20 protein-coding genes and 2 riboswitches are annotated in these 25,285 nt (G+C 76.2%); of the genes, 13 read left to right on the forward strand and 7 right to left on the reverse strand.

Going from position 1 to position 25,285, the window contains the following annotated elements:
- Window positions 1-897 (forward strand): aminoglycoside phosphotransferase family protein, encoded by an 897-nt coding sequence (locus tag L6241_RS03350; RefSeq protein WP_368244822.1) that lies wholly within the window; start codon window positions 1-3, stop codon window positions 895-897.
- A gap of 174 nt (window positions 898-1,071) precedes the next feature.
- Here the strand turns inward: L6241_RS03350 and L6241_RS03355 are convergent, their stop codons facing one another.
- Entirely contained in the window at window positions 1,072-1,671 is a 600-nt protein-coding gene (locus L6241_RS03355; RefSeq protein WP_368244823.1) for a histidine phosphatase family protein, read from the reverse strand.
- A gap of 38 nt (window positions 1,672-1,709) precedes the next feature.
- Here L6241_RS03355 and L6241_RS03360 point away from each other — a divergent pair, with 38 nt between their 5' ends.
- Window positions 1,710-3,194 carry a cobyric acid synthase gene (locus tag L6241_RS03360; protein ID WP_368244824.1) on the forward strand — a complete coding sequence of 495 codons (1,485 nt, stop codon included), beginning with the start codon at window positions 1,710-1,712 and terminating at the stop codon, window positions 3,192-3,194.
- Entirely contained in the window at window positions 3,191-3,988 is a 798-nt protein-coding gene (gene cobF / locus L6241_RS03365; RefSeq protein ID WP_368244825.1) for a precorrin-6A synthase (deacetylating), read from the forward strand. Before L6241_RS03360 ends, cobF begins: the two co-directional genes overlap by 4 nt.
- A 55-nt stretch (window positions 3,989-4,043) precedes the next feature.
- On the opposite strand, the gene bluB is transcribed toward cobF, so the two are convergent.
- Together bluB and cobN are read right to left on the reverse strand one after the other, a co-directional pair.
- Complete coding sequence (gene bluB / locus L6241_RS03370; RefSeq protein WP_368244826.1) at window positions 4,044-5,825, reverse strand: 5,6-dimethylbenzimidazole synthase; 1,782 nt, start codon at window positions 5,823-5,825, stop codon at window positions 4,044-4,046.
- Window positions 5,822-9,532: a cobaltochelatase subunit CobN gene (gene cobN / locus L6241_RS03375; RefSeq protein WP_368244827.1), complete on the reverse strand. Its 3,711-nt coding sequence runs from the start codon at window positions 9,530-9,532 to the stop codon at window positions 5,822-5,824. Before cobN ends, bluB begins: the two co-directional genes overlap by 4 nt.
- Window positions 9,533-9,594: 62 nt before the next feature.
- A riboswitch (cobalamin riboswitch) is annotated at window positions 9,595-9,721 on the reverse strand.
- An 86-nt stretch (window positions 9,722-9,807) separates the two neighbouring features.
- Between cobN and L6241_RS03380 the strand changes: the two genes are divergently transcribed.
- Genes L6241_RS03380 through L6241_RS03390 form a run of 3 tightly spaced genes read left to right on the forward strand, consistent with a single transcriptional unit; the run spans window position 9,808 to window position 13,153 of the window.
- A complete protein-coding gene (locus tag L6241_RS03380; protein ID WP_368244828.1) occupies window positions 9,808-10,935 on the forward strand; it encodes a cobalamin biosynthesis protein CobG in 1,128 nt (375 codons plus the stop codon).
- On the forward strand, window positions 10,932-11,600 hold the full coding sequence (locus L6241_RS03385) for a precorrin-8X methylmutase (protein WP_368244829.1): 669 nt from the start codon (window positions 10,932-10,934) through the stop codon (window positions 11,598-11,600). The genes L6241_RS03380 and L6241_RS03385 overlap by 4 nt, the downstream gene beginning before the upstream one ends.
- Window positions 11,597-13,153, forward strand: a complete 1,557-nt coding sequence (locus tag L6241_RS03390) for a precorrin-2 C(20)-methyltransferase (protein ID WP_368244830.1) — start codon at window positions 11,597-11,599, stop codon at window positions 13,151-13,153. Before L6241_RS03385 ends, L6241_RS03390 begins: the two co-directional genes overlap by 4 nt.
- Before the next feature lie 4 nt (window positions 13,154-13,157).
- On the opposite strand, the gene L6241_RS03395 is transcribed toward L6241_RS03390, so the two are convergent.
- The 3 genes from L6241_RS03395 to cbiE all read right to left on the reverse strand — a co-directional run bounded on the left by L6241_RS03395 (window position 13,158) and on the right by cbiE (window position 15,906).
- Window positions 13,158-13,715, reverse strand: a complete 558-nt coding sequence (locus L6241_RS03395; protein ID WP_368244831.1) for a thioesterase family protein — start codon at window positions 13,713-13,715, stop codon at window positions 13,158-13,160.
- Window positions 13,716-13,903: 188 nt separating this feature from the next.
- Window positions 13,904-14,689: a cobalt-precorrin-4/precorrin-4 C(11)-methyltransferase gene (locus L6241_RS03400; RefSeq protein ID WP_368244832.1), complete on the reverse strand. Its 786-nt coding sequence runs from the start codon at window positions 14,687-14,689 to the stop codon at window positions 13,904-13,906.
- Window positions 14,686-15,906: a precorrin-6y C5,15-methyltransferase (decarboxylating) subunit CbiE gene (cbiE, locus tag L6241_RS03405; protein ID WP_368244833.1), complete on the reverse strand. Its 1,221-nt coding sequence runs from the start codon at window positions 15,904-15,906 to the stop codon at window positions 14,686-14,688. The genes L6241_RS03400 and cbiE overlap by 4 nt, the downstream gene beginning before the upstream one ends.
- Window positions 15,907-15,924: 18 nt before the next feature.
- Window positions 15,925-16,056, forward strand: a riboswitch (cobalamin riboswitch).
- 51 nt (window positions 16,057-16,107) lie between these two features.
- On the opposite strand from cbiE, the gene L6241_RS03410 reads away from it, so the two are divergent.
- From L6241_RS03410 to L6241_RS03440, 7 genes are read left to right on the forward strand one after another with little or no spacing between them, the layout of a single operon-like run.
- The gene (locus L6241_RS03410) at window positions 16,108-18,240 is read left to right on the forward strand and encodes a magnesium chelatase subunit D family protein (protein WP_368244835.1); all 2,133 of its coding nucleotides are present in this window, start codon (window positions 16,108-16,110) and stop codon (window positions 18,238-18,240) included.
- On the forward strand, window positions 18,240-18,854 hold the full coding sequence (gene cobO / locus L6241_RS03415; protein ID WP_068274825.1) for a cob(I)yrinic acid a,c-diamide adenosyltransferase: 615 nt from the start codon (window positions 18,240-18,242) through the stop codon (window positions 18,852-18,854). The genes L6241_RS03410 and cobO overlap by 1 nt, the downstream gene beginning before the upstream one ends.
- A gap of 32 nt (window positions 18,855-18,886) precedes the next feature.
- On the forward strand, window positions 18,887-21,520 hold the full coding sequence (locus L6241_RS03420) for a cobyrinate a,c-diamide synthase (RefSeq protein WP_368244838.1): 2,634 nt from the start codon (window positions 18,887-18,889) through the stop codon (window positions 21,518-21,520).
- Complete coding sequence (gene cobA, locus L6241_RS03425; protein ID WP_368244840.1) at window positions 21,517-22,284, forward strand: uroporphyrinogen-III C-methyltransferase; 768 nt, start codon at window positions 21,517-21,519, stop codon at window positions 22,282-22,284. The genes L6241_RS03420 and cobA overlap by 4 nt, the downstream gene beginning before the upstream one ends.
- Complete coding sequence (locus L6241_RS03430) at window positions 22,281-23,069, forward strand: adenosylcobinamide-GDP ribazoletransferase (RefSeq protein WP_368244842.1); 789 nt, start codon at window positions 22,281-22,283, stop codon at window positions 23,067-23,069. The genes cobA and L6241_RS03430 overlap by 4 nt, the downstream gene beginning before the upstream one ends.
- Complete coding sequence (locus L6241_RS03435; protein WP_368244844.1) at window positions 23,066-23,617, forward strand: bifunctional adenosylcobinamide kinase/adenosylcobinamide-phosphate guanylyltransferase; 552 nt, start codon at window positions 23,066-23,068, stop codon at window positions 23,615-23,617. Before L6241_RS03430 ends, L6241_RS03435 begins: the two co-directional genes overlap by 4 nt.
- Entirely contained in the window at window positions 23,614-24,543 is a 930-nt protein-coding gene (locus tag L6241_RS03440) for a CobD/CbiB family cobalamin biosynthesis protein (RefSeq protein WP_368244846.1), read from the forward strand. The genes L6241_RS03435 and L6241_RS03440 overlap by 4 nt, the downstream gene beginning before the upstream one ends.
- Here L6241_RS03440 and L6241_RS03445 read toward each other — a convergent pair.
- Window positions 24,527-25,279, reverse strand: coding sequence for a cobalt-precorrin-6A reductase (locus L6241_RS03445; protein WP_368244847.1), 753 nt, complete (start codon window positions 25,277-25,279; stop codon window positions 24,527-24,529). The two genes, L6241_RS03440 and L6241_RS03445, sit on opposite strands and share 17 nt — an antisense overlap.
- Window positions 25,280-25,285: the final 6 nt, after the last annotated feature.

Here is a 25,285-nt window from a genome sequence, read left to right on the forward strand (position 1 = left end):
GTGGAGCTGCCCCCGGCCCTCGTCGAGGGTGTGCGCGGGCTCGAGCCCGACGGCGGCCCGAGCGGCGCCGACTGGGTGGACGCCCTGCCTGCCCTCCTCACCGCGGTGCTCGAGGACTGGGGCCTCGCGCCCGACGGCCCCGCGCGTCACGGACGGACGGCGCTCGTCGTGCCCGTCGCGGGCGCGGACCTCCCGCGCGGCGCCGCGCTCAAGCTCGTGTGGCCCCACGCCGAGGCGGCGACCGAGCACCTCGCGCTGCGCCGCTGGGACGGCGACGGCGCCGTCCGGTTGCTGCGAGCCGACCCCTCGCGCGGCGCGCTGCTCCTCGAGCGGCTGCGCGACGAGGACCTCACCCAGATGTGGGACGAGCAGGCCTGCGAGGTCGTCGCCGAGCTCTACGGCAGGCTGCACGTCGCGCCCTACCCGCAGGCCCCGCGGCTGTCGACGTGGCTCGCGCACCAGTCCGAGGCGCTCGCCGCGTCCGGCGACGTGCTCCCCCGGCGGCTCGTCGCCCGGGCCCGCTCGCTCATGACGCAGATCGCGCAGGACCCCGCCTGCGACGCGACCCTCGTGCACACGGACCTCCACTTCGAGAACGTGCTGTCCGACGGCACCGACTGGGTGGCGATCGACACCAAGCCGATGGCCGGGCACCCGGCCTTCGAGATCGCGCCGATGCTGGGCAACCGCACCGACGAGATGGGCACGGGGTCCTCCCTTCGCTACCTCGTCCGGCGCCGCGCCGAGGTGCTCTGCGAGCGCTCCGGGATCGCGTGGGAGCAGGCCCGCGACCACACCGTCGTGCGCGAGTGCGTCACCGCGATGTGGGCCGCGCAGGCGGGCGACCGCGCCCGCGTCTCGCTCGCGATGTCGCTTGTCAAGGCGCTCGAGGACTGACCCGCGCCTCACGGACCCGTGGCGGTCCCCCTTCGCCCGCTGAGCAAGACTTCCCCCGGCTCGGCACGAGTCTCGAACTCATGCTCACCGAGGGTTTATCGGGTGACCCGAGAAACCTGTGGCTGGTGGGGCGCCCCGGAGCGGCCCGCACCCTTGGTCATCGTTCTGGACCGATCACCTGACCTCGTGCGTCGTCACCGAACCCGGCGGGACGGGCTCGTCCCAGTCGACGTCGCGGTGCGACGTCGAGCGCAGCCACGCCAGGGCCGCGCGGATCGTGTGCTCGTGGCTGACGACGACGAGGTGCTCGGGCTGCTCGAGCAGCGCCGGCGCCAACCAGGCCCCCACCCGCTCGAAGACGTCGTGCATCGACTCGCCCCCGCCCCAGCGCACCTCGCTGACGTGCTCTCCCTCGGGCACCGGCTCGGCGCGCAGCGTGCGCGCCTCGCGTCCCTCGAGGTCGCCGAGCGACTGCTCGCGCAGCCCCGGCTCGTGGCGCACCGAGGCCGTCCAGCCGGAGGGGCGGAGGGCGACGGCGAGGACCTGCGCGGTCTCGAGCGCGCGGCGCAGGTCGCTCGACCACAGCCACAGCGAGCGCTCCCCGCGCGGCACCCCGATCCGGGAGCCGAGGGTGAGCCCGGCTCGCGCGGCGTCGGCCCGACCGGTCGCGGTGAGCTCGGCCTGGTCGGTGCCGCAGTAGGCCCCCTGGACCCGCCCGTCGCGGTTCCACGTCGACTCCCCGTGGCGGACGAGGTGCACGTGCGTCGGGCTCACGCGGGTCACGCTAGCCGCGGACCGTAGGGTGGCGCCTCGTGAGCGGGCTGCTGGTCACCGGGACCTCGTCGGACGCGGGCAAGTCGCTCGTCGTGACGGGGCTGTGCCGCGTGCTCGCGCGCCGGGGCCTGTCGGTCGCGCCCTACAAGGCGCAGAACATGTCGAACCACTCGATGGTGTGCCGCGACGGCTCGGAGATCGGACGGGCCCAGCACCTTCAGGCCCAGGCGGCCGGGGTCGAGGCCACCTCCGCGATGAACCCCGTGCTGCTCAAGCCGGGCAGCGACCGCCGCGCCCACGTCGTCGTCCGGGGCCGCCCCGCGGGCGAGCTGCGCGCCGGCGAGTACGCGACCGGTCGGGCCCATCTCGCACAGGCGGCCTTCGCCGCCTTCGAGGAGCTCGCGCAGACCTACGACGTCGTCGTGTGCGAGGGCGCGGGCTCGCCCGCCGAGATCAACCTGCGCGCCGGCGACTACGTCAACCTCGGCCTGGCCCAGCGCTTCGGGCTGCCGACGGTCCTCGTCGGCGACATCGACCGCGGCGGCGTCCTCGCCGCCCTCTACGGCACGTGGGCGCTCGTCTCCGACGACGACCGGCCCCTGCTCGCCGCCTACCTCATCAACAAGTTCCGCGGCGACGCCTCCGTCCTGCAGCCCGGCCTCGAGGAGATCACCCGCCGGACCGGCATGCCCTCGCTCGGGGTGCTCCCGTGGCTGCACGACGTGTGGCTCGACTCCGAGGACTCGCTGTCGATGGGCGCGTGGGGCGATGCCGACGACGGCGTGCCCGACGACGCCCGCCTGTCGGTCGCGGTCGTGCGCCTGCCGCGCACCTCCAACGGCACCGACGTCGACTCCCTCGCCGCGGAGCCCGGCGTCGACGTGCGCGTCACGGTCGACGCCGACCTCGCCCGCGAGGCCGACCTGCTCGTCCTGCCGGGCTCGCGAGCCACGACCTCCGACCTCGCCTGGCTGCGCCGCACCGGTCTGGCCGACGTCGTGCGCGACCGAGCCGCTCGCGGCGCCCCGGTGCTCGGCATCTGCGGCGGCTACCAGATGCTCCTCGACGAGATCGTCGACGACGGGGTCGAGGGCGACGGGACGGCGGGCGAAGGGGGTGCCCCGACCGGGTCCGTGGCAGGCCTGGGTCTGCTGCCCGGTCGCGTCGTCTTCTTCGAGGACAAGGTGCTCGCCCGCCCCACCGGCCGCTGGCGCGGTCACGACGTCGAGGGCTACGAGATCCACCACGGCGTCGTCACCCCCGAGGGCGGCGAGGACTTCCCCGGCGGTCACGCCGTCGGGCCGGTCATCGGCACGATCTGGCACGGCACCCTCGAGTGCGACGGCTTCCGCCGCGAGCTGCTGCGCGAGGTCGCCGCGACGACGGGGTCCCGGTGGGCCCCGCAGGCGGGGGCCTCCCCCTTCGCCGCCCGACGCGAGCAGATGATCGACGTGCTCGCCGACGCGATCGAGACCCACGTCGACGTCGACGCCGTCCTCGCCCTCGCCCAGGAGATCCGATGAGCACCCGCCGCATCCACGTCATCGGCATCGGGGCCGGCTCGCCCGAGCACGTCACCGCCGAGGCGGCCGCCGCGCTCGCCGAGGTCGACGTCTTCCTCGTCGCCGACAAGGGCGAGACCAAGGACGAGCTCGTCGCGCTCCGCCGCTCGATCTGCGAGCGCTTCGTGCCCGCTGACCACCCCTACGAGGTCGTCGCGGTGCCCGACCCGCAGCGCGGTCCCGACGCCGCCCGCGACGGCGCGCAGTACGCGAAGGGGGTGGCCGACTGGCACGCCGCGCGCACCGAGGCGTACGTCCGGGTCGTCGAGGGGCTGCCGCCCGAGGCGGTCGTCGGCTTCCTCGTGTGGGGCGACCCGGCCTTCTACGACAGCACGATCCGGGTGGTCGACGCGATCGGCGAGCGGCTCGCGACGACGGTGCGGGTCATCCCGGGGATCTCGGCCTTCCAGGCGCTGGCCGCCGCGCACGGCGTCGTCCTGCACCGGGTCGGCGAGCCCGTGCACATCACGACGGGGCGTCGGCTCGTCGACGACTGGACCCGCGCGGGCGAGGCCGGGCTCGACCTCGGCACCGTCGTCGTCATGCTCGACGGGCACCTGCGCTGCCGCGAGCTCCTCGCGACCGCGCCGGCGACGACGATCCACTGGGGCGCCTACGTCGGCATGCCCCAGCAGGAGCTGCGCTCCGGGCGTCTCGACGAGGTGATCGACGAGGTGGTCGAGCTGCGGGCCCGGCTGCGCGAGCAGCACGGCTGGGTGATGGACGTCTACGCGCTGACGCCGGCTCGGTCGTAGGTCTCGAGGCTCCTCGCTGCGCTCGTCGCACCTCGACCAGCGAGTCGGTGCAGGGTCAGCGGGTGCGGGCGGCGACGCGGCGCACGGCGAGTCCCTGGAGGACGAGCGACGCGGCGAGGCAGGCGCCGACCCCTTCGCCCGAGCGCAGCCGCAGCGCGAGCAACGGCTCGAGACCGAGCTCGCGCAGGACGAGCGCGTGGGCGCGCTCGCGGCTCACGTGCCCCGCGAGCAGGTAGGCCTGCGCCGCCGGCTCGAGGCGTGACGCGACCAGCCCCGGCAGCGACCCGGCGAGGCCGTCGAGCACGACGGGCGCGCCTGCCGCGGCCGCACCGAGGGTGACCCCGGTGAGCAGCGCGATCTCCGGTCCGCCGAGGGCGGCGAGGAGGCGAAGGGGGTCGCGCTCCCCTGCGGTGCGGGCGAGAGCGGACGCGACGACCTCGCGCTTGCGCGCGACCATCGCGGCGTCCGAGCCGGAGCCCAGGCCGACGGCGTCCTGCGGCTCGAGGTCGAGCAGGGCGCAGGCGAGGGCGGCGGCCACCGTCGTGTTGCCGACGCCGACCTCGCCGAGGCACACCAGACCCCTCGAGCCCGCGGACCGCCCGATCTCACGGCCGGCGGCGAGCAGGTCCGCGACGTCGGTGTCGCTCATCGCGTCGGCCGTCGCGAGGTCACCGCGCACCCCGGCCGGGCGGGCGTCGTGGGCGCCGCGCACCGGCGCGGCGACCCCGGCGTCGACGGCGACCACGGCGAGCCCGGCACCCGCAGCGGTCGCGGCGCCGAGCGAGCTGCCGGCCACCGTCGCCGAGAGGACGTCGTGCGTCGTCTCGGACGGGTAGGCGCTCACGCCGAGCGAGGTCACCGGGTGGTCGGCCCCGGCGAGCACGAGAGTGCCGCCGACGACGTCGCCCGCCCCGACCGCGAGCACCCGGCTCAGGGCGCGGTCGAGCACGCCGAGCGACTCCGGCGGCGAGAGCAGCTCGTCGGCGGCGTCGGTCGCGCCGACGAGACGCTCGGGCTGCGGGCCGCGCAGGTGAGAGACGGGTCGGGTGGGCTCGCCCTCGTCGGCGGGCCAGCGCTCGCGCACCACCACCTCCTCGAGCGGCGTCCGACGCGACCACGCCGCGCGCTCCAGCCCCGGCGACGGGGGACGCTCGTCGGGCCAGCCGAGGCACAGCCAGCCGAGGGTGACGACGCCCTCGGGCAGACCGAGCAGGTCGGCGAGCTCGTCGGGCTCGAAGAGGGTCACCCAGCCCATCCCGAGCCCGTGCGCGCGGGCGGTGAGCCACATGTTCTCCACCGCGGTCGCGCACGACCACAGGTCGGCGTCGGGGTAGGTCGCCCGGCCGAGGACTCCCCCGGCCGGGACGCGCCGGTCACACGCGACGACGACGCCGACCGGCGCCTCGCGCAGGCCCTCGAGCTTGAGGTCGAGCATGCGCGCCGCCCGCTCCGAGGACAGGTGGGCGGCCTGCTGCGCCCGGCACCGGTCGGCCATCGCCGCGGCCCGGTCCCGGGTGGCGGGGTCGGTGACGACGACGAAGCGCCAGGGCTGCGAGTGCCCGACGCTCGGCGCCCGGTGGCCGGCCTCAAGGACCGCGGTGAGCAGCTCCTCGGGCACCAGGTCGGGTCGGAAGCGACGGATGTCGCGGCGCCCGGCGACGACCGCGGCGAGCGCCTCGGTGACGTCCTCGCCCATCGCCCAGCCGGCGGGGTCCTCGCGCCGCTGCGCCGCGCTGCTGGTGTCGCCGATCGTCGGGACCGGTCGGGCGTAGCGCCCGGTCCCCCCTTCGCGACCCGTCACCGCGTCGCGCTCGGACACCCCTTCGCCCTCGGTCACGCCCGGGCGTCCACCGCGCCGCCGACGCCCACGACGTCGTCCGCGTCGTCCTCGAGGTCGCCCTCGACGTCGAGGTAGACCTGCTGCATCTGGGTGATGACCTCGGGGTCGGGCTCCTGCCACAGACCGCGCTCGACGGCCTCGGTGAGCTTCTCGACGATGCCGCGCAGCGCCCACGGGTTGGCCCGGCGCATGAAGTCCTGCGTCGTCTCGTCGAGGACGTAGTCCTTGGCGATCCGGTCGTACATCCAGTCGTGCACGACCCCGGCGGTGGCGTCGAAGCCGAAGAGGTAGTCGACCGTCGCCGCGAGCTCGAAGGCGCCCTTGTACCCGTGGCGCTGCATCGCCGAGATCCACCGCGGGTTGACGACGCGGGAGCGGAAGACGCGGTTGGTCTCCTCCTGCAGCGTGCGGGTGCGCACGGCGTCCGGCGAGGTGGAGTCGCCGACGTAGGCCTTCGGCTCGGCGCCGGTGAGCGCACGGACGGTCGCGACCATGCCGCCGTGGTACTGGAAGTAGTCGTCGCTGTCGAGGATGTCGGACTCGCGGTTGTCGACGTTCTTCGCCGCGACCTGGATGCGCCGGTAGGTGCGCTCCATGTCCTCCGCGGCCGGCGCGCCGTCGAGGTCGCGGCCGTACGCGTAGCCGCCCCACGCCGTGTAGACCTGCGCGAGGTCGTCGTCGCTGCGCCACGTGCCCGACTCGACGACCTGGAGGATCCCCGCGCCGTACGACCCGGGCTGCGAGCCGAAGATGCGGGTGCGCGCGCGCCGCTCGTCGCCGTGGTCGGCGAGGTCGGCGGCGGCGTGGGCCCGCACGTGGTTGTCCTCCTCGCGCTCGTCGAGCCCGGCGACGAGTGCGACGGCGTCGTCGATGAGCGCGATGACGTGCGGGAAGGCGTCGCGGAAGAATCCGGAGATGCGCACGGTGACGTCGACGCGCGGTCGGCCGAGCTCCTCGAGCGGGATGGGGGCGAGCCCGGTGACCCGGCGCGACTGCTCGTCCCACACCGGCGTGACGCCGAGCAGGGCGAGGACCTCGCCGATGTCGTCACCGGAGGTGCGCATCGCGGAGGTGCCCCACATCGACAGGCCCACGCTGCGCGGCAGCTCGCCGGTGTCCTCGAGGTAGCGCGCGAGGAGCGAGTCGGCCATCGCGGTGCCGGTCTGGTAGGCCAGGCGCGAGGGGATGGCCTTGGGGTCGACCGAGTAGAAGTTGCGCCCGGTCGGGAGCACATTGATCAGCCCCCGAAGGGGGGACCCGCTCGGCCCGGCGGGGACGTAGCCGCCGTCGAGGGCGTGCAGGACCATGGCGAGCTCGCGCTCGGTGCCGGCGAGGCGCGGCACGACCTGGGTCGCGGCGAACTCGAGGCCGGCGACGACCCCGGACGCGGCGTCCTCGTCGAGGTCGGGCTCGGTCCGCGCGACGACGTCACGCGCGGCGTCGGGCCGCCAGTCGGCGGCCGCCAGGCCCTCGACGAGGCGACGGGCTCGCCCTTCGACCGCGTCGGTCTCGACGGTGCCCGCGTCCTCGGAGAGACCGAGCGCGGCCCGAAGGCCGGGGACCGATCCGACCTGGCCGGAGAAGACCTGGGCGGCGCGCAGGACCGCGAGGACGAGGTTGACGAGCTCGTCGCCCTGGGGCGCCTGGCCGAGGACGTGGAGGCCGTCGCGGATCTGGACGTCCTTGATCTCGCACAGCCAGCCGTCGACGTGCATGACGAGCTCGTCGAAGCCGTCGGCGTCGTCGAGGTCGACGTCCTCGAGCCCGAGGTCGACGTGCATCTGCGCCGCGTGGATGAGCTGCCAGATCTCGCCGCGCAGGGCCGGCGCCTTCGCCGGGTCCATGACCGAGACGTTGCCGTACTCGTCGAGGAGCTGCTCGAGGCGGGCGATGTCGCCGTAGGACTCGGCGCGCGCCATCGGCGGCACGAGGTGGTCGACGATCGTCGCGTGCGCCCGGCGCTTGGCCTGGGTGCCCTCGCCGGGGTCGTTGACGAGGAAGGGGTAGACGAGCGGCAGGCTGCCGAGCGCGGCGTCGGTGCCGCACGACGCGGACATCGCGAGGTTCTTGCCCGAGAGCCACTCGAGGTTGCCGTGCTTGCCGACGTGGACGACGGCGTGGGCGCCGAACTCCTCCTCGACCCAGCGGTAGGTCGCGAGGTAGTGGTGCGTCGGCGGCAGGTCGGGGTCGTGGTAGATCGCGATGGGGTTCTCGCCGAAGCCGCGCGGCGGCTGCACGAGGAGCGCGACGTTGCCCCGGACGATGGCGGCGGTGACGATCTCCCCCGTCGCGTCGCGGGTCGTGTCGACGAAGACCTCGCCGGGCGCGTCGCCCCAGTGCTCGGTCATCGCCTCGCGCAGGTCGGCGGGGAGCGTGTCGAACCAACCGCAATAGCGCTCGGCCGGGATGCGTACCTGGGCGCCCTCGACCTGCTCCTGGGTGAGCCACTCCTCGTCCTGGCCGCCGGCGGCGATGAGCTCGTGGATGAGCGCGTTGCCGCACGTCGTGTCGGGGGCCTCGCCCTCGACCTCGGGCAGCGGGTCCATGCCGACGAAGCCCTCGCCGAGGTCGTACCCGGCCTCGCGCATGAGACGCAGCAGGCGGATCGTCGACACCGGGGTGTCGAGGCCGACGGCGTTGCCCAGGCGCGAGTGCTTCGTCGGGTAGGCGGACAGCACGACGGCGATCTTGCGCTCGGCGACGGGGGTCGAGCGCAGCCGGGCGTGGTTGACCGCGATACCGGCGACGCGGGCGGCCCGCTCGGGGTCGGCGACGTAGTGCGGCAGGCCCTCGTCGTCGATCTCCTTGAAGGAGAAGGCGACCGTGATGAGCCGTCCGTCGAACTCGGGGACGGCGACCTGGGTCGCGACGTCGAGCGGGCTCATGCCGTCCCCAGAGGCCTGCCAGTCGGCCCGGCTCCACGTGAGGCACAGGCCCTGGAGGATCGGGATGTCGAGCGCGGCGAGACGCTCGACGTCCCACGCCTCGTCGTCCTCGCCGGCGGAGGCGGTCGCCGGCTTCGTGCCGCCTGCGGCGAGCACGGTCGTCACGAGCGCGTCGAGGGTGCCGAGGTGCTCGAGCAGGCCGTCGGGGGCGTCGCGCAGCGACGCGGAGTGCACGACGACGCCGTGCCCGCCGGCGGCGTCGATCGCGTCGGCGAGCGCGTGCGCGTAGGCGGTGTTGCCCGCCGCGTACTGGGCCCGGTAGATGAGCACCCCGACCCGCGGTCGCACCGCGCCGTCGGGCAGCGGCTCAGGCTCCGGGCGCTCGAGGACGCCCCACCGGGGCAGCGCCTTCGGGGCCTCGAAGCCCTCGCCGGTGAGGAGCAGGGTGTCGCCGAGGAAGGCGTGCAGCTGCGCGACGTTGTCGGGGCCGCCCTCGGCGAGGTAGCGGTGGGCCTCGGCGACGACGCCGGCCGGCACGGTCGACATCTCCATGAGGGCCGCGTCCGGCTCCTGGGTGCCGCCGACGACGACGAGCCGCGCTCCCTGCTCGGCGAGCCGGCGGAAGCCGCTGCACAGGTCGTCCGGGGTGCCGAGGATGCGGGCGACGACGACGTCCGCGGAGGCGATGAGCTCGCCCATGTCGGTGTGGCCGGGACGGGCGGGGTTGGCCAGCACCACGTCGATCCCGTGCGTGCGAGCGGCCTCTCGGGCGCTCAGCAGGTCGGTGTCGGAGGTGGACAGCAGGGCGAGCGTGGTCACGTCGGTGACTCCTCTGGCAGGGTTCCGCGCCCCGCAGTCGAAGGGAGGGACCCAGACGTGTCGTCCGGGCCGGCCGACCAGGCGTGTCTGACTCGCGAAGGGGATTCGCTCACAGTGGCGGGACCGTCCCGGAGTCGCACCGGGTTCCGCGCAGATCGACCGAGACGCACCCTACCGGGGTCGCCCGGGGACCCCGCGAGGCGCGTCGGCGAGGGCCCTCGGGCCGCCCCCGGGGCGTCGGCGCGAGGTCGGCGCGACGCGTAGGCTGCACCGCCGTGACCACCCGATCGCCCGCTCGCGACGGCGCCGACCGGTGCCCGGGGCTGCTCTCGCCCTTCGTCTCGGCGGACGGCGCAATGGTCCGGCTGCGGGTGCCCGGCGGACGCACCAGCGCTGCCGATCTCGTCGAGATCTCCTCTCTCGCAGGCAGATTCGGTGATCCCGATGTCACGCTCACCTCGCGCGGCAGCCTCCAGCTGCGCGGCCTGCCGAGCCCGCTCCCCCGCGAGCTCGTCACCGCGATCGGCGCGCTCGGGCTCGTCCCATCGGCGGCGCACGACAAGGCACGCAACGTCGTCGCCGACCCGGCGCTCGCCCTCGACGACCTCGTCCGTGCGCTCGACGAGGCCCTGCTCGCCGACGACGCGCTCGCCGCCCTGCCCGGGCGCTTCCTGCTCGCCGTCGCCGTGCCCGGGGGCGCCGTGCTCGGCGAGCCGTGGGACGTCGCGGTCGTCGACGAGGGGGCGAGCGCGCGCGTGCTCGTCGACGGTCGCGCCCTCGTCGTGCCCCGCGCGGACGCCGCGACGACCGTCCTCGACGTCGCGCGCCGCTTCCTCTCCGTCCGCGGGCGCGAGCGGGTCTGGAACGTCCGCGACCTGCCCGCCGAGGACCGGGCGACCCTGCTGCCGGGGGGCTCCCCCTTCGCCGTCGACGTCGCGCCGCCCCCGGCCGCCGGCCCGCTCGGCGAGGACCTCGTCGCGCTCGTGCCGCTGGGCCTGCTCACCCCCGACACGGCCGCCGCGCTCGCGGGGACGGCGACCTCGGCCGCGAGCGGCCTCACACCTCCCCTGCGGATCACCCCGTGGCGCTCGGTCCTCGTCCCGGGGGGCGCTGCGCGCGCCGGTGAGCTCGCCGCCGCCGGCCTCGTCGTCTCCGCCGGCTCGCCGTGGGCGGTGCTCACCGCCTGCGCCGGGGCCCCCGCCTGCGCCCGCACGACGACGCCGACCCGCGAGCTGGCTCACGCGGCGGCGACCCTCGTCGACCCCTTCGGCCCGCCCGTCCACGTCATCGGCTGCGACCGGGCGTGCGGGCACCCCGCTCGTCCGCACACGACCGCGCTCGACCCGACCTGCGCCGACGACGTCGTCCGCGCGCAGCGCCGCACCCCTGAGGAGCCCACGTGACCACCCTTCGCCGACCGACCCGGCGTCACGACTACGTGACCGACGGCCAGGAGATCTACCGGCGCTCCTTCGCGATGATCCGCGAGGAGACCGACGTCTCCGGGCTGCCGGCGAGCCTGCACGGCGCGGCCGTGCGCATCGTCCACGCCGCCGGCGACGTCGAGATCACCCGTGACATCGCCGCGCACCCCGAGGTCGCGACGGCGACGCTCGCCGCGCTCGTCGCCGGGGCGCCCGTGCTCACCGACAGCAACATGCTCGCCTCGGGCGTCACCCGCCGGCGGCTGCCCGCCGACAACGACGTCGTGTGCACGCTGCGCGACGAGCGCGTGCCGGGGCTCGCCGCGGCCTGGGAGACCACCCGCGCCGCCGCCGCCGTCTCGTTGTGGGAGGACCGGCTCGAGGGCGCTGTTGTCGCGATCGGCAACGCCCCGACCGCGCTCTTCCACCTGCTCGAGATGCTCGCCGACGGCGCGCCCCGGCCGGCGGCGATCATCGGGATGCCCGTGGGCTTCGTCGGCTCCGCCGAGTCGAAGGTCGCGCTCGCCGAGCACGGCCTGCCCGGCGGGCCGGTGCCGTGGCTCGTCGTCCACGGGCGTCGCGGCGGCTCGGCCATGGCGGCCGCGGCCCTCAACGCGCTCGCCAACCCGGACGAGCTCGCATGAGCGAGGAGGCGCGGGGGCGCTTCTACGGCGTGGGGATCGGGCCCGGCGACCCCGAGCTCGTCACTCTCAAGGCCGCCCGGGTCATCGCCGAGGCCGACGTCGTGGCGTACCACGCGGGCACCGGCAAGCAGTCGATGGCGCGCTCCATCGCCGCCGACCTCATCCCCGAGGGGGTGCTCGAGGAAGAGCTGCGCTACCCCGTGACGACGGGCTTCACCGATCACCCGCGGGGCTACTACGGCGCGCTCTCGGACTTCTACGACGAGTGCGCCGACCGCCTCGAGGCGCACCTGGCCGCCGGGCGCTCGGTCGTCGTCCTCGCCGTCGGCGACCCCCTCTTCTTCGGGTCCTTCATGTACGTCCACGACCGGCTCAGCCCGCGCTACCCGACCGAGGTCGTGCCCGGGATCACCGCGCTGTCGGCGGCCACCGCCGCGGTCGCGACCGGTCTGTGCCGGCACGAAGACACCCTCACGGTGCTGCCCGGCACGCTCGCCGTGCCCGAGCTCGCCCGTCGGCTCGCGGACACCGACGCGGCGATCATCATGAAGCTCGGGCGGACCTTCGCCGGGGTGCGCGAGGCGCTGCGCCAGGCGGGGGTGCTCGAGCGCGCTGTCTACGTCGAGCGCGCGTCCGGCCCGGGCCAGGTCGTCCTGCCCGCGGCGGAGGTCGACGAGGGCCGGGTGCCGTACATGTCGCTCGTCGTCGTGCCCGGCGAGGGGCTGCGCGACGACGCGGCCGGTCGGGCCGCGGACTTCGCCCGGCTGACAGCCGGGTCGCCCGAGGTGGCGGACACCCCTTCGTCGCCGGGCACGGTCCACGTCGTCGGGCTCGGCCCCGGCCCGGACCACTGGCTCACCCCGCAGGCCTCGCAGGTGCTCGCCGAGGTCGACCACGTCGTCGGCTACGCGCCCTACGTCGCGCGGGTGCCGCAGCGCGAGGGCCTGACCCGTCACCCGTCGGGCAACTCCGTCGAGGTCGACCGCGGGCGGCTGTGCCTCGACCTCGCCCGACGCGGCGAGCACGTGGCGCTCGTGTCCGGCGGCGACGCTGGTGTCTTCGGCATGGCGACGGCGCTCTTCGAGGCGCGGGAGGCGGCGCTGCTCGAGGACGAGGGCTTCGGGCACGTGCCGGTGCACGTCGTGCCCGGGGTCACCGCCGCGCACGCCGCGAGCGCGCTCGTCGGCGCGGTGCTCGGCGGCGACCACGCCCTGGTCAACCTCAGCGACAACCTCAAGCCGTGGGAGATCCTCGCCGACCGGCTCACCGCGCTCGTCACGCGCGACATCAGCGTCGCGCTCTACAACCCGCGCTCGCGCTCGCGCCCCGACACCCTCGGCGCCGCGCGCGACCTGCTCGTCGACGCCGTCGGCCCGGACCGGGTCGTCGTCGTCGCCCGCCACGTGGGTCGCGAGGAGGAGTCGGTGACGGTGACGACCCTCGGCGGTCTCGACGTCGACGCCGTCGACATGGGATGCCTCGTCGTCGTCGGGGCCTCGACGACCCGGGTGGCCGACGACGGGCGGGTCTGGACCCCGCGCTCGATCGGCTGAGCCCTCAGGCCCAGAAGGGCGGAGGTCCTGCCGGTGCGTCCGCGCGGGGCGAGGGCAGCCGCGCGCCGTCTCCCCACCCCTTCGCCCAGGTCGGCAGGGCCGAGGGCGGCGGCTCGACCCTCAGGAGGGACCAGAGGCGGTCGGTGTCGACCCCGCGGCCGCGCCGGAGGAATCGCATCCGCAAGAGCGCCTGCGCGCACACCTGGCCGTCGACGACGAAGCGCTGCTCGAAGGTCACGCTCACGCGGTCCCACCCCGCCACCGCGCTGTGCAGCTCGAAGGCCTGGAGCGGGCGCAGCGACGTGCGGAAGGTGATCGTCTCCTGCATGACGACCGGCGAGAGGCGGTGCCGCAGCTGCGCGCGCGCCCACCCCGAGCGCACGGCGAGGTCGAGCCGGCCGAGGTCGGCGATCGAGAGGTAGACGCCGTTGTTCATGTGCCCGGCGAGGTCGATGTCGTTGAGCAGCACCCGCAGCGGCAGGACGGCGTGCTCCCCCGGGCCGACGGGTCCGCGACGCCGGGCGGTCGTGACGGTCCAGGCGGTGCGCAGCAGGCGGTTCAACTCACGGTCCTCGGGTGGGTGGCGGGGCGGGGGTCATCCTGCCCCGAGCCGATCCCGAGCCCGTGGGCGGGGCGCTGAGCAAGACTTACCCCTGGTCAGCAGGAGTTTCGTACTCATGCTCAGCGGGGGTTTATCGGGTCACCCGAGAAACTTGGGGCGGGTGGGGCGAGGGCTGGGGGGCGAAGGGGTCAGCGGAGGCCGCCGTCCTCGGCCGCCCGGGCCGCGGCCGAGGGGCCGGCCGCGCGCAGCCGCGAGTAGAGGTGCGACTCGACGAAGCCCTCGGCCCGCAGGGCCCACCCGACGAGGACGACCGCGGCCTGGCGGATGTCGTGGGCCTCGACCTGGTCGGCGATGTCGACGAGGGTCCCGTGCAGCACGAGCTCCTCGGGCTGCTCGACGCGGTAGGCGACGACGACGGGGCAGTCCTCGCCGTAGTGCACCGCGCAGCGCTGCGCGAGCTCGCGCACCCGTCGCACGGCGAGGTGGAGCGCGAGGGTCGCGCCGGTCGCGGCGAAGGCCTCGAGGCTCTCCCCCGTCGGCATCGCCGTCGAGTCGCGCTGGGCGCGGGTGAGCACGACCGACTGCGCGACCTCGGGCACCGTGAGCTCGCGCCCGATCCGGGCGGCGGTCGCCGCGTAGGCCGCGACCCCGGGCGTGACGTCCCACGGCACGCCCGCGGCGTCGAGGCGGCGGGTCTGCTCGGCGAGCGCGGAGTAGACGGACGGGTCGCCGGAGCACAGCCGGGCGACGTCCTCGCCGCGCCCGTGCGCCGCGACGACCTCGGCGACGATCGCGTCGAGGTCGAGGTCCTGGGTGTCGACGAGACGGGCGTCGTCGGGGCAGTGCTCGAGCACGGCGGCGTCGAGATAGCTGCCCGCGTAGAGGCACAGCCGGCTCTGCGCGAGGAGCCGGGTCGCCCGCAGCGTGAGCAGGTCGGCGGCGCCGGGTCCGGCGCCGATGAAGTGGACGGTCATGACGCTCCGTGGGGTCGGGTGACGGCGAGCTGGACGACGGCGCGGGCGGGCGTCCACGACAGGTAGCGACCGAGCGGGACCGCCCGCTCGACGCTCACCCGGGTGAGCTCGCCGCCGGTACGGCCGTGGGTGGCGACGAGCGAGCCCTCGCCCTCGAGGGTCACGGCGTGCGCGACGAGCCGCCCGCCGGCGGGCAGCGCCTGCCAGGCCCGCGCGAGCAGGTCCTCGTCGAGCCCGCCGCCGACGAAGACGGCGTCGGGGGTGGCGAAGGGGATGAGGTCGGTCGTCGTCGTGTCACCGACGACGACCTCGACGCGCCCGGCGAGCCCGAGGGCGGCGGCGTTGTCGCGGATGCGCTGGGCTCGGGTGGGGTCGCGCTCGACGCAGGTCGCGCTCGTCCGCTCCGCGGCGAGGCACCACTCGAGGGCGACCGAGCCGTTGCCGGCGCCGAGGTCCCACAGGTGGGCACCGGCGGTGGGGCGCAGGCGGGCCAGGGCCGAGGCCCGCACGTCGCGCTTGGTCAGCTGGCCGTCGTGGGCGATGAAGTCCTCGGGGCGACCGGGCACGGGTCCCGCGGTCGGCGAGACCGCGGCGGGGTCCTCGGCGCGCACCTCGACGCAGCAGAGCACGAGGTCGGCGGTCCCACCGGCGAAGGCGTCGGCCCGCTCGCTGCGGGCTCCCTCGTCCGGCCCGCCGAGGTGCCAACGCGCGGTGAGCGTGCTCGCGCCCCAGCCACGCTCCGCGAGCAGGGCGCCGAGGCGCGCGGGGTCGGCGCCGTCGGAGCAGAGGACGACGAGCCGGGCGGCGGGGGCGAGATGGGGCAGGACCGCGCGCAGGTCGCGCCCGACCGCCGTGACGACCGTCGCGCTCTCCGCCGACCAGCCCTGGCGCGCCCGCGCGAGGGCGTCGCTGCCCACCGCCGGGTGGACCCGCACGGCGTCGGCCCCGAGCAGGTCGACCAGCGTCGTCGCGATGCCGGAGCGCAGCGGGTCGCCGCTCGCGAGGGCGACGGCGTCGCCCGTCGCCCGCAGCAGCTCGGGCAGACCGGCGCGAAGGGGGCTCGGCCAGGGCACGAGCTCGGCGCCGGGTGCGTGGGGACCCAGGAGGTCGAGGTGGCGGCGCCCGCCGATGAGGGTCGACGCACCCGCGACGAGGCGGCGACGCGCCCCGTCCAGGCCGTCCCACCCGTCGTCACCGACACCCACGACCTCGATCACGGTCGCCCACCCTAGGCCCCTTCGCGGTTGTGAGAGGATCGCGCCCGGCGCAGCCAACCGAGGAATCCGGTGCGAATCCGGAGCGGTCCCGCCACTGTCACGGCCCCCTGGGCCCGAGCCAGACACTCGGTCTGCACCCGTCACCGTCACCCGCGGCGACGTCATCGACCGGCGAGCGTGGACACTCGCCAGGAGGCAGCCGTGACGGCTCTTGGCCAGCGCACCCCGACCTACCCCTTCACCGCCATCGTCGGCGCCGACGAGCTGACGACCGCCCTGCTCCTCAGCGCGATCTCCCCGGAGATCGGAGGGGTGCTCGTGCGCGGGGAGAAGGGCACCGCGAAGTCGACCGCCGTCCGCGCCCTCGCGGCCGTCCTGCCCGAGCAGCACGTCGCGCTCGGCTGCCGCTTCGGGTGCGACCCCGACCGTGCCGAGGACTGCCCGGACGGCCCCCACGACGGACCCGGCACGACCCGACCCGCCCGTCTCGTCGAGCTCCCCGTCGGCGCCACCGAGGACCGCGTCGTCGGCTCGCTGGACCTGCGTCGCGCGCTCGGAGAGGGCGAGGCCGCCTACCAGCCCGGTCTGCTCGCCGAGGCGCACCGCGGGATCCTCTACGTCGACGAGGTCAACCTCCTGCACGACCACCTCGTCGACGTCCTGCTCGACGCCGCCGCGATGGGCCGCAACACCGTCGAGCGCGACGGGGTCTCGATCTCCCACCCCGCCCGGATCACCCTCGTCGGCACGATGAACCCCGAGGAGGGCGAGCTGCGCCCGCAGCTGCTCGATCGCTTCGGGCTCACCGTGCACGTCGCCGCGAGCCGCGACCCCCGTGAGCGGGCCGAGGTCGTGCGTCGCCGGCTCGCCGCCGACGCCGACCCGGTCGGCTTCGCCGCCGGCTACGAGCGCTCCGAGGTCGAGCTCACCGAGCGCATCGCCGCCGCCCGCGCCGGCGTGCGCGAGGTGGTCCTCGACGAGCGGACGCTGCGGACCGTCGCACGGGTGTGTGCCGGCTTCGACGTCGACGGCCTGCGCGCCGACATCGTCACCGCCCGCACGGCGGTCGCCCACGCGGCCTGGCAGGGACGCACGCACGTGACCCGCGAGGACATCCGTGCCGCGGCCCTGCTCGCCCTGCCGCACCGCCGCCGGCGCTCCCCCTTCGACGCGCCCGGTCTCGACGAGGACCTCCTCGACCGGCTCCTCGACGAGGAGCCGGAGGACGACCCGCCCGGCGGCGACGAGCCCGAGGACGGCCCCGACGAGCAGCCCGACGGCGGCCGGCCCGACGACGAGCAGCGCGACGGCGACGGCCGGACCACCGGCGGGCCGCCCCCCACCCCCGACGGGTCCGACGACACCCCGCCGAGCGGGCGCGCCGACAGTCCTCCGGAGCCGAGCGCCGAGGACCACGGAGCGCAGGACTCGGACGACCCCTCCGACGCGCAGGCCGCTCCCCCCGCGGGCGGTGCCGCTGCACCGGTCGGGACCGCGAGCGCCCAGGTGCCCTACCGCGCCCGCCGCCTCGAGCTCGCCGGTGTCGGGTCCGGTCCCTCGGGCCGCCGCTCCCCCGCTCTCACCCCGCGCGGCCGGGTCGTCGGCACGCACCCGGCCGGCCAGGAGCCGGCGGGCGCGCCGGTGCACGTCACCGCCACGCTGCGCGCCTCCGCCGCACGACGTGCCGCTCGCACCGGCCCGGCCCGCGTCACCGGTGACGACCTGCGCCACGCCGTGACCCGCGGGCGCGAGGCCAACCTCGTGCTCCTCGCCGTCGACGCCTCCGGCTCGATGGCCGCCCGCCGCCGGATGGGCGAGGTCAAGACGGCCGTGCTCTCGCTGCTGCTCGACGCCTACCAGCGCCGCGACCGAGTGGGTCTGGTGACCTTCCGGGGCACGCAGGCCGAGGTCGCCCTTCCGCCCACCTCGTCCGTCGACGCCGCTGCTGCTCGGCTCGCGCAGCTGCCCCACGGCGGGCGCACCCCGCTCGCCGAGGGCCTGACCCAGGTCGCCCGGGTCGTCGCCCGCGAGCAGGTCCGCGACCGCCATCAGCGCGCGCTCGTCGTCGTCGTCACCGACGGCCGGGCCACCGCCGGGGCGGATGCCCTCGCCCGCGCCCGGGTCGTCGCCGACGGCTGGTCGCGCGCCGTGCCGACCGCGCAGACCGTCGTCGTCGACTGCGAGTCCGGCCGCTTCCGGATGGGTCTGGCCGCCGACCTCGCCCGGCGCATGGGCGCCGAGCACATCCCCCTCGAGCAGGTCGCCGCGAGCGGTCTCGTCGAGATCGTCACCGACCGCACGGGCACCGGGCGCACCGGCCGGAGCGCCGCCTGATGGCGCAGGGACGCACCCCCGTCACCCCCGCCGACGGCCTGACCACCCGTCAGCGCCGCACGTCGCCCCTCGTCGTCGTCCACGGCGGGTCCGGCAAGGGCAAGTCGACCGCCGCCTTCGGGCTCGCCCTGCGCGGGTGGAACCAGGGCTGGTCGATCGGGGTCTTCCAGTTCGTCAAGTCGGCGAAGTGGCGGATCGGCGAGGAGGAGGCCTTCGCAGCGCTCGGCCGGCTCCACGAGCAGACCGGCGAAGGGGGCCCGGTCGAGTGGCACAAGATGGGCTCGGGGTGGTCGTGGTCGCGCAAGGCGGGATCCGAGGAGGACCACGCCGCCGACGCCCGCGAGGGCTGGGCCGAGATCAAGCGCCGGCTCTCCGAGGAGACGCACACCGTCTACGTCCTCGACGAGTTCACCTACGTCATGAAGTGGGGCTGGGTCGACGTCGACGACGTCGTCGAGACCCTGACGAGCCGCCCGGGCTACCAGCACGTCGTCATCACCGGTCGTGACCCGCACCCGCGCCTGCTCGAGATCGCCGACGTCGCGACCGAGATGACGAAGATCGCCCACCCCTTCGACCGCGGTCAGAAGGGTCAGCGGGGCATCGAGTGGTGAGGTCAGCGCGAGTGGTGAGGCAAGGGCGAGAGGTGGCCCTGCCGCGGGTGCTCGTCGCCGCCCCCGCGTCCGGCCACGGCAAGACGACGATCGCCGTGGGCATCATGGCCGCGCTCTCCCGCCGCGGGCTCGTCGTCGCCCCGGCGAAGGTCGGCCCCGACTACATCGACCCGGGCTACCACGCCCTGGCGACCGGCCGCCCGAGCCGCACGCTCGACCCGTGGCTCGTCGGCGAGGAGCGTGTCGCACCCCTGCTCGCCCGCGGCGCGACCCACCCGGTCACCGCGGACGTCGCCGTCCTCGAGGGCGTCATGGGCCTGCTCGACGGGCGCCTGGGCACCGACGGCTTCGCCTCCAGCGCGCACGTCGCCGCCCTCACGCGCACCCCCGTCGTCCTCGTCGTCGACATCAGCTCGACCTCGCGGACGGTCGCCGCCACCGTGCACGGCCTGGCCCGGATCGACCCCGTGCTCGAGGTCGTCGGCGTCGTCCTCAACAAGGCCGGCACCCCGCGTCACGGGGCCGAGGCCCGCCGCGCCGTCGAGGGCGTCGGCGTCCCCGTCTGGGGCGTCCTGCCTCGCGACGCGGCGATGCACGTGCCCTCGCGCCACCTCGGGCTCGTCCCCGCCGCCGAGCGCGGCCGGGCCGCCGCCACCCTCGACCACATCGCCGGGGTCGCCGAGGAGCACCTCGACCTCGACGCCCTGCTCGCGGCGGCCGCGGACGCACCGCCGCTGGAGACGTCCCCGTGGTCGCCCGCGCAGGCCCTCGGCCGCGAGCCCGCCACCCTGCCCGACGACGCCCCGGTCGTCGCCGTGGCCGGCGGGCGCGCCTTCACCTTCCGCTACCCCGAGACCGTCGAGCTGGTCGAGGCCGCCGGCGCCCGCGTCGTCGAGGTCGACCCCGCCCGCGACACCGTGCTGCCCGAGCGGACGTGCGGTCTCTACCTCGGCGGCGGCTTCCCCGAGGTCCACGCCCGCGCCCTCGCGACGAACCGCGAGCTCGTCGGCCAGATCGGCGCGGCCGTCGCCGCCGGCATGCCCACCGTCGCCGAGTGCGCCGGCATGCTCTACCTCGCCCAGAGCCTCGACGACCACCCGATGATCGGCTCGCTGCCCGCCCGGGCCGCCATGGGGCGCCGGCTCACCCTCGGCTACCGCGAAGGGGTGTCCCTCACCGACTCCGTCCTCGGCCCCGCCGGTACGACGGTCACCGGGCACGAGTTCCACCGCACGACGACCGACCCGCCCGCGGGCACCTCCGCCGCGTGGCGGCTCGGCGAGCGCGACGAGGGCTTCACGCTCGACCCGGCCGGCACCGGGCGCGCGACCCTCATCGCCTCCTACCTCCACACCCACTGGGCCGGCTCCCCCGCCCTTGCGTCGAGCTTTGTCGACGCAGTGCGCGAGCACGACCGGACGAGCACGAGGCGCGGGGCGGGAGGGGTCGCCCCGACTCAGGGGCCTTCGGCTCAGGGACCAGCGACTCAAGGGCCGGACCTCCGTGGCGCAGGGGGGGCGCCCCTTGGGGCTTCGCAGTGGTCGGTCGGCTCGGGCGGGAGAGCGCCGGTTGCCGAGAGCGCGGGTCAGCCCCTGAGTCGGGGCATCCCCCCCAGCTCCACTGCGGCCCGGCCCGTCCTGGCCGACCCCTTGCGGCATCACGGAGATGCCGAGGTCGCCGAGGAGCTCGTCGACCTCGCGGTCAACGTGCGGCTCGAGCGGCCACCGGCATGGCTCATGAGCGCACTTGTCGAGGAGCTCGAGGGCGTCGCCGCCTACCCGGACCCGACCGCTGCGCGGGACGCCCTGGCCGCCCGGCACGGGCTGCGGCGCGAGCAGGTGCTTCCGACGAGCGGCGGTGCCGAGGCCTTCACGCTGCTCGCCCGGGCGCTGCGCCCGCTCGACGCAGTCGTCGTGCACCCGCAGTTCACCGAGCCCGAGGCGGCGCTGCGCGCTGCCGGGCACGAGGTACGGCGGGTCCTGCTGCGGGCCGATGAGGGCTTCGCGCTGACACCGGACGCGCTCGCCGAGATCGGCGACGCGGACCTCGTCGTCGTCGGCAACCCCACGAACCCGACGGGCGTGCTCCATCCCGCCGACGTGCTGCGCTCGCTGGCGCGGCCCGGGCGGGTGCTGCTCGTCGACGAGGCCTTCGTCGACGCGGTCCCGCACGAGGCCGAGACCCTGCTCACCGGCGACCTCGACGGGGTGCTCGTCGTGCGCTCGCTGACGAAGACCTGGGCCGTCGCCGGGGTGCGCGCCGGGTACCTCGCGGGCGACCCCGAGCTCGTCGCCGCGCTCGCCGCGCACCAGCCGCACTGGTCGGTCGGCTCGCTCGCCCTGCGGGTGATGACCGAGACCGCGACCCCGCGGGCGCTCGCCGAGGCCGGCCGCGCCGCGCAGGAGACGGCGGTCTGGCGTCGTCACCTCCTCGACGGGCTGCACGCCCTCGGCGTGCCGACGGCGGGGGCCGACGCCCCCTTCGTCCTGGCCCAGGTGGGCACCGGTGTGCACGCCGCCCTGCGCGACGCCGGCTGGGCCGTGCGTCGCGGTGACACCTTCCCCGGGCTGGACCCCACCTGGGTGCGGGTCGCCGTGCGCGACCCGCTGACCGTCGACGGCCTGCTGCGCGAGCTGGGCCACCTGCTGCACCGGAGGACCGCATGACGACGACCCCCACGACGACGACCGGACGGGTGCTGCTCGTCGGCGGCGGGCCCGGCGACCCCGGCCTGCTGACGATCGCCGGTCGTGACGCCCTCGCGGTCGCCGACGTCGTCGTCACCGACCGGCTCGCCCCGCTCGCGGCGATCGTCGAGCACGCCCCGCAGGCCGAGGTGATCCACGTCGGCAAGATCCCGCGCGGCGACTTCACCCCGCAGGAGCGGATCAACGAGCTGCTCGTCGAGCACGCGCTCGCGGGGCGGACGGTCGTGCGGCTCAAGGGCGGCGACGGCTACCTCTTCGGCCGCGGCGGCGAGGAGTGGCAGGCCTGCGCGGCCGCCGGGGTGCCGGTCGAGGTCGTGCCGGGCGTGTCCTCCGCCTTCGCCGTCCCGGCCCTCGCCGGGATCCCGGTGACGCACCGCGGGCTCTCGCAGGGGGTCGTCGTCGTCTCGGGGCACGTCGCCCCCGAGGACCCGCGCAGCGAGGTCGACTGGGCGGCGCTCGCGACCTCGCGGCTGACGATCGTCGTCCTCATGGGCGTCGCGACGCTCGGGTCGATCGCCCGGGCGCTCGTGGCGGCCGGCATGCCGGCCGACACCCCCGCGGCGTGCGTCGCCGACGGCGCGAGCCCGCAGCAGCGCAGCGTGCGCGCCCCCCTGTCGGGCATCGCGGCCGCGGCCGACGAGGGAGACTTCGCCCCTCCGGCGATCACCGTCATCGGCGACGTCGTCGCCGCCCTCGACCCGGTCGCCCCGGCGGGCCCGTGAGCCTCGACGCCGGGCTGAGGCTGGCGGTCGGGACCTTCACGCGGGTCCCCAGCGGCGAGGTCTCGACCTCCCCCGCCGCGGCCCGCTCCGCCCTGCTCCTCGCCCCCCTGGCCGTCGTCCCGCTCGCGGCGCTCGCCGGGCTCGTCGGCGCCGCCGTCGAGATCGGGCTGCCCCCGCTCGTCGCGGCCGGGCTGGTCCTCGGCCTGCTCGCCCACGGGTCGCGCGGCATGCACCTCGACGGGCTCGCCGACACCGTCGACGGGCTCGGCGCGGGGTGGGACCGCGAGCGCGCGCTCGCCGTGATGCGCAGCGGCGACGTCGGGCCGATGGGCGTCGTCGCGCTCGTCGTCGTCCTCCTCGTCCAGGCCGCGTCGGTCGCCCACCTGCTCGCGCACGGCTGGTGCGGCGCGCTCGTCGTCGCCGCGCTCGTCGTCGCCTCGCGCGCGACCTGCGCCCGGATGTGCACGACCGGCACGACCGCGGCACCCGGCTCGAGCCTGGGCCGGGTCTTCGTCGGCACGGTCACCCCGGCCGCGTCCTGGCTGCTCCTCGTCGCCGTCGCCGTCGTCGTCGTCCTGGCCGCGCTCCCCCTGGCCGCGTCGACCGGCCACGTCCTCGCGGTCCTCGCCGGTGCCGCCCTCGCCGTGCTCGTGGCGAGCCAGCTCGCCGTCGTCCTGCGTGAGCGGGCCGCACGGACCTTCGGCGGGGTCGGCGGCGACGTGATCGGCGCCGGGGTCGAGGTGGCCCTCACCGCCTCGCTCGTCGTCATGACGGTGGCGTCATGAGCGCCCGGGTGCTCGTCACCGGTGGCGTGCGCTCCGGCAAGTCCCGCCACGCCGAGTCCCTCCTCCTGCCCCCGCACCTCGACGACCAGGCCCCGGTCACCTATCTCGCGTGCGGGCCGCAGCGCGACGACCCCGACTGGGCTGCGCGGGTGCGAGCCCACCGTGATCGCCGGCCGGCGGCGTGGACGACGCTCGAGAGCACCGACGCCGCCGCCGCGCTCACCGCGGCGAGCGGTCCGGTGCTCCTCGACTGCCTCGGCACGTGGCTCACGGCCCAGCTCGACGAGCTCGACGCGTGGGAGAGCCCGCAGGAGCGGTGGGAGGCCGATCTCGACATGCGCGTCGACGCGCTCGACGCGGCCTGGCGCGCGGCCCCGCACGTCGTCGCGGTGACCAACGAGGTCGGCTGGGGCGTCGTCCCGGCCTACCGCTCCGGGCGGGTCTTCGCCGACCGGCTCGGCATGCTGGGCCAACGGCTCGCCCGCAGCGCCACCCGCGTCGACCTCGTGGTCCTCGGGCAGGTGCTGACGATCAAGGACGAGCGGTGACCCGGGTCGACCCGGTCGCCCTCGGGCTCGTCGTCGGCTGGGCCGCGGACCAGGTGCTCGGCGACCCGCGGCGCGGGCACCCCGTCGCGCTCTTCGGGTCCTGGGCCGGCGCCGTCGAGCGCCGCACCTACCGCGACGGACGGCCCGCCGGGGTCCTCACCGAGGTCGTCGTGCTCGCCCCCGTGCTCGCCCTCGGGGCGGCCGCCGGCCGTCTGCCCGCCCCGGCACGGTGCGCCGCGACGGCGGCCCTCGTCTGGACCGCCCTCGGCGGCACGAGCCTCGGGCGAGAGGGCACCGCCGTGCACGACCTGCTCGTCGGCGACGACCTGCCCGGGGCCCGCACCCGGGTGCGCAACCTCGTCGGGCGCGCGACCCAGGACCTCACCGCCGACGAGGTCGCCCGGGCGGCGCTGGAGTCCGTCGCCGAGAACTCCTCCGACGCCGTCGTCGGCACGCTCGTCTGGGGCGCGCTCCTCGGCCCGGTCGGCGTCGTCCTGCACCGCGGCGCGAACACCCTCGACGCGATGCACGGCCACCGCAGCCCGCGCTACCACCGCTTCGGCTGGGCAGCGGCCCGCGCCGACGACGTCCTGGGCTGGCTGCCCGCGCGGGTGACCGTCCTCGCGACGGCGCTGGCGGCACCCGCGCGGGCGGGGCAGGTCCTCGCCGTCGCGCGGCGCGACGGCCGCGCCCACCCCAGCCCGAACGCCGGTCCGGTCGAGGCGGGCTTCGCGGCCGCGCTCGGCGTGCGCCTCGGCGGGCGCAACGTCTACGGGGGCTCCGTCGAGGACCGGGGCGTCCTCGGGTCGGGGCCCCGCCCCATCGCGGCCGACCTGCCCCGCGCGGTGACGCTCGCCCGACGGGTCGGGGTCGTCGCTCTCGTCCTCGCCGCCGGCGCGCGCCAGGTGCTCAGCGCCCGGAGGTGACCTGCTCGACCCACCGGGTCGCCTGCTCCGCGTCGACCGCCTCGGTCACCCCGTCGGCCCGCCGCGGGCGGGCGACGACGACGACCGGGACCCCCACCCGGCGGGCGGCCTCGAGCTTGGCCTGCGTGTAGCGGCCGCCCGAGTCCTTCGTCAGCAGCACGCCCACCGCGTGGTCGCGCATGAGCGCCTCCTCGGCGGTGACCTCGAAGGGTCCCCGCGAGCGCAGCACGGTCCAGGTCTGCGGCAGCGGCTCCTCCGGCGGCTCGACGAGCCGCACGAGCACCTCGCGGCGGGCCCACGGGCCGACGTGGTGGTGCAGGGTCTGCCGCCCGGTCGTGACGAAGGGGGTCCCCCCGGCCCGGTCCGCCGCCTCGCGGGCGGCCTCGTGGCTCTCGACCCAGGTCCACGTCGCCGCGTCCGGGTGGTCCGCCCAGCCGGGGCGGGCCAGCCGCAGCAGCGGCAGGCCGACGGCGGCACAGGCCGCCGCCGCGTGCGCACCCATCGTCGCGGCGAAGGGGTGGGTGGCGTCGACGACCGCGCTCACGTCGTGCTCCCGCAGCCACCGGACGAGGCCGTCGGCCCCGCCGAAGCCGCCGACGCGCACGGGCCCGACGGGCAGGCGGGGCTGCGAGACCCGGCCGGCGAGCGAGGAGGTGAGGGCCACCCCCTTCGCGTCGAGACGGGCCGCGAGGTCCCTCGCCTCGGCGGTGCCGCCGAGGACGAGCACGTGCGTCATGGCGGG

The sequence above is a fragment of the Janibacter sp. Y6 genome, from assembly GCF_040900765.1.
In the GTDB taxonomy this organism is placed as follows: Bacteria; Actinomycetota; Actinomycetes; order Actinomycetales; family Dermatophilaceae; genus Marihabitans; species Marihabitans melonis.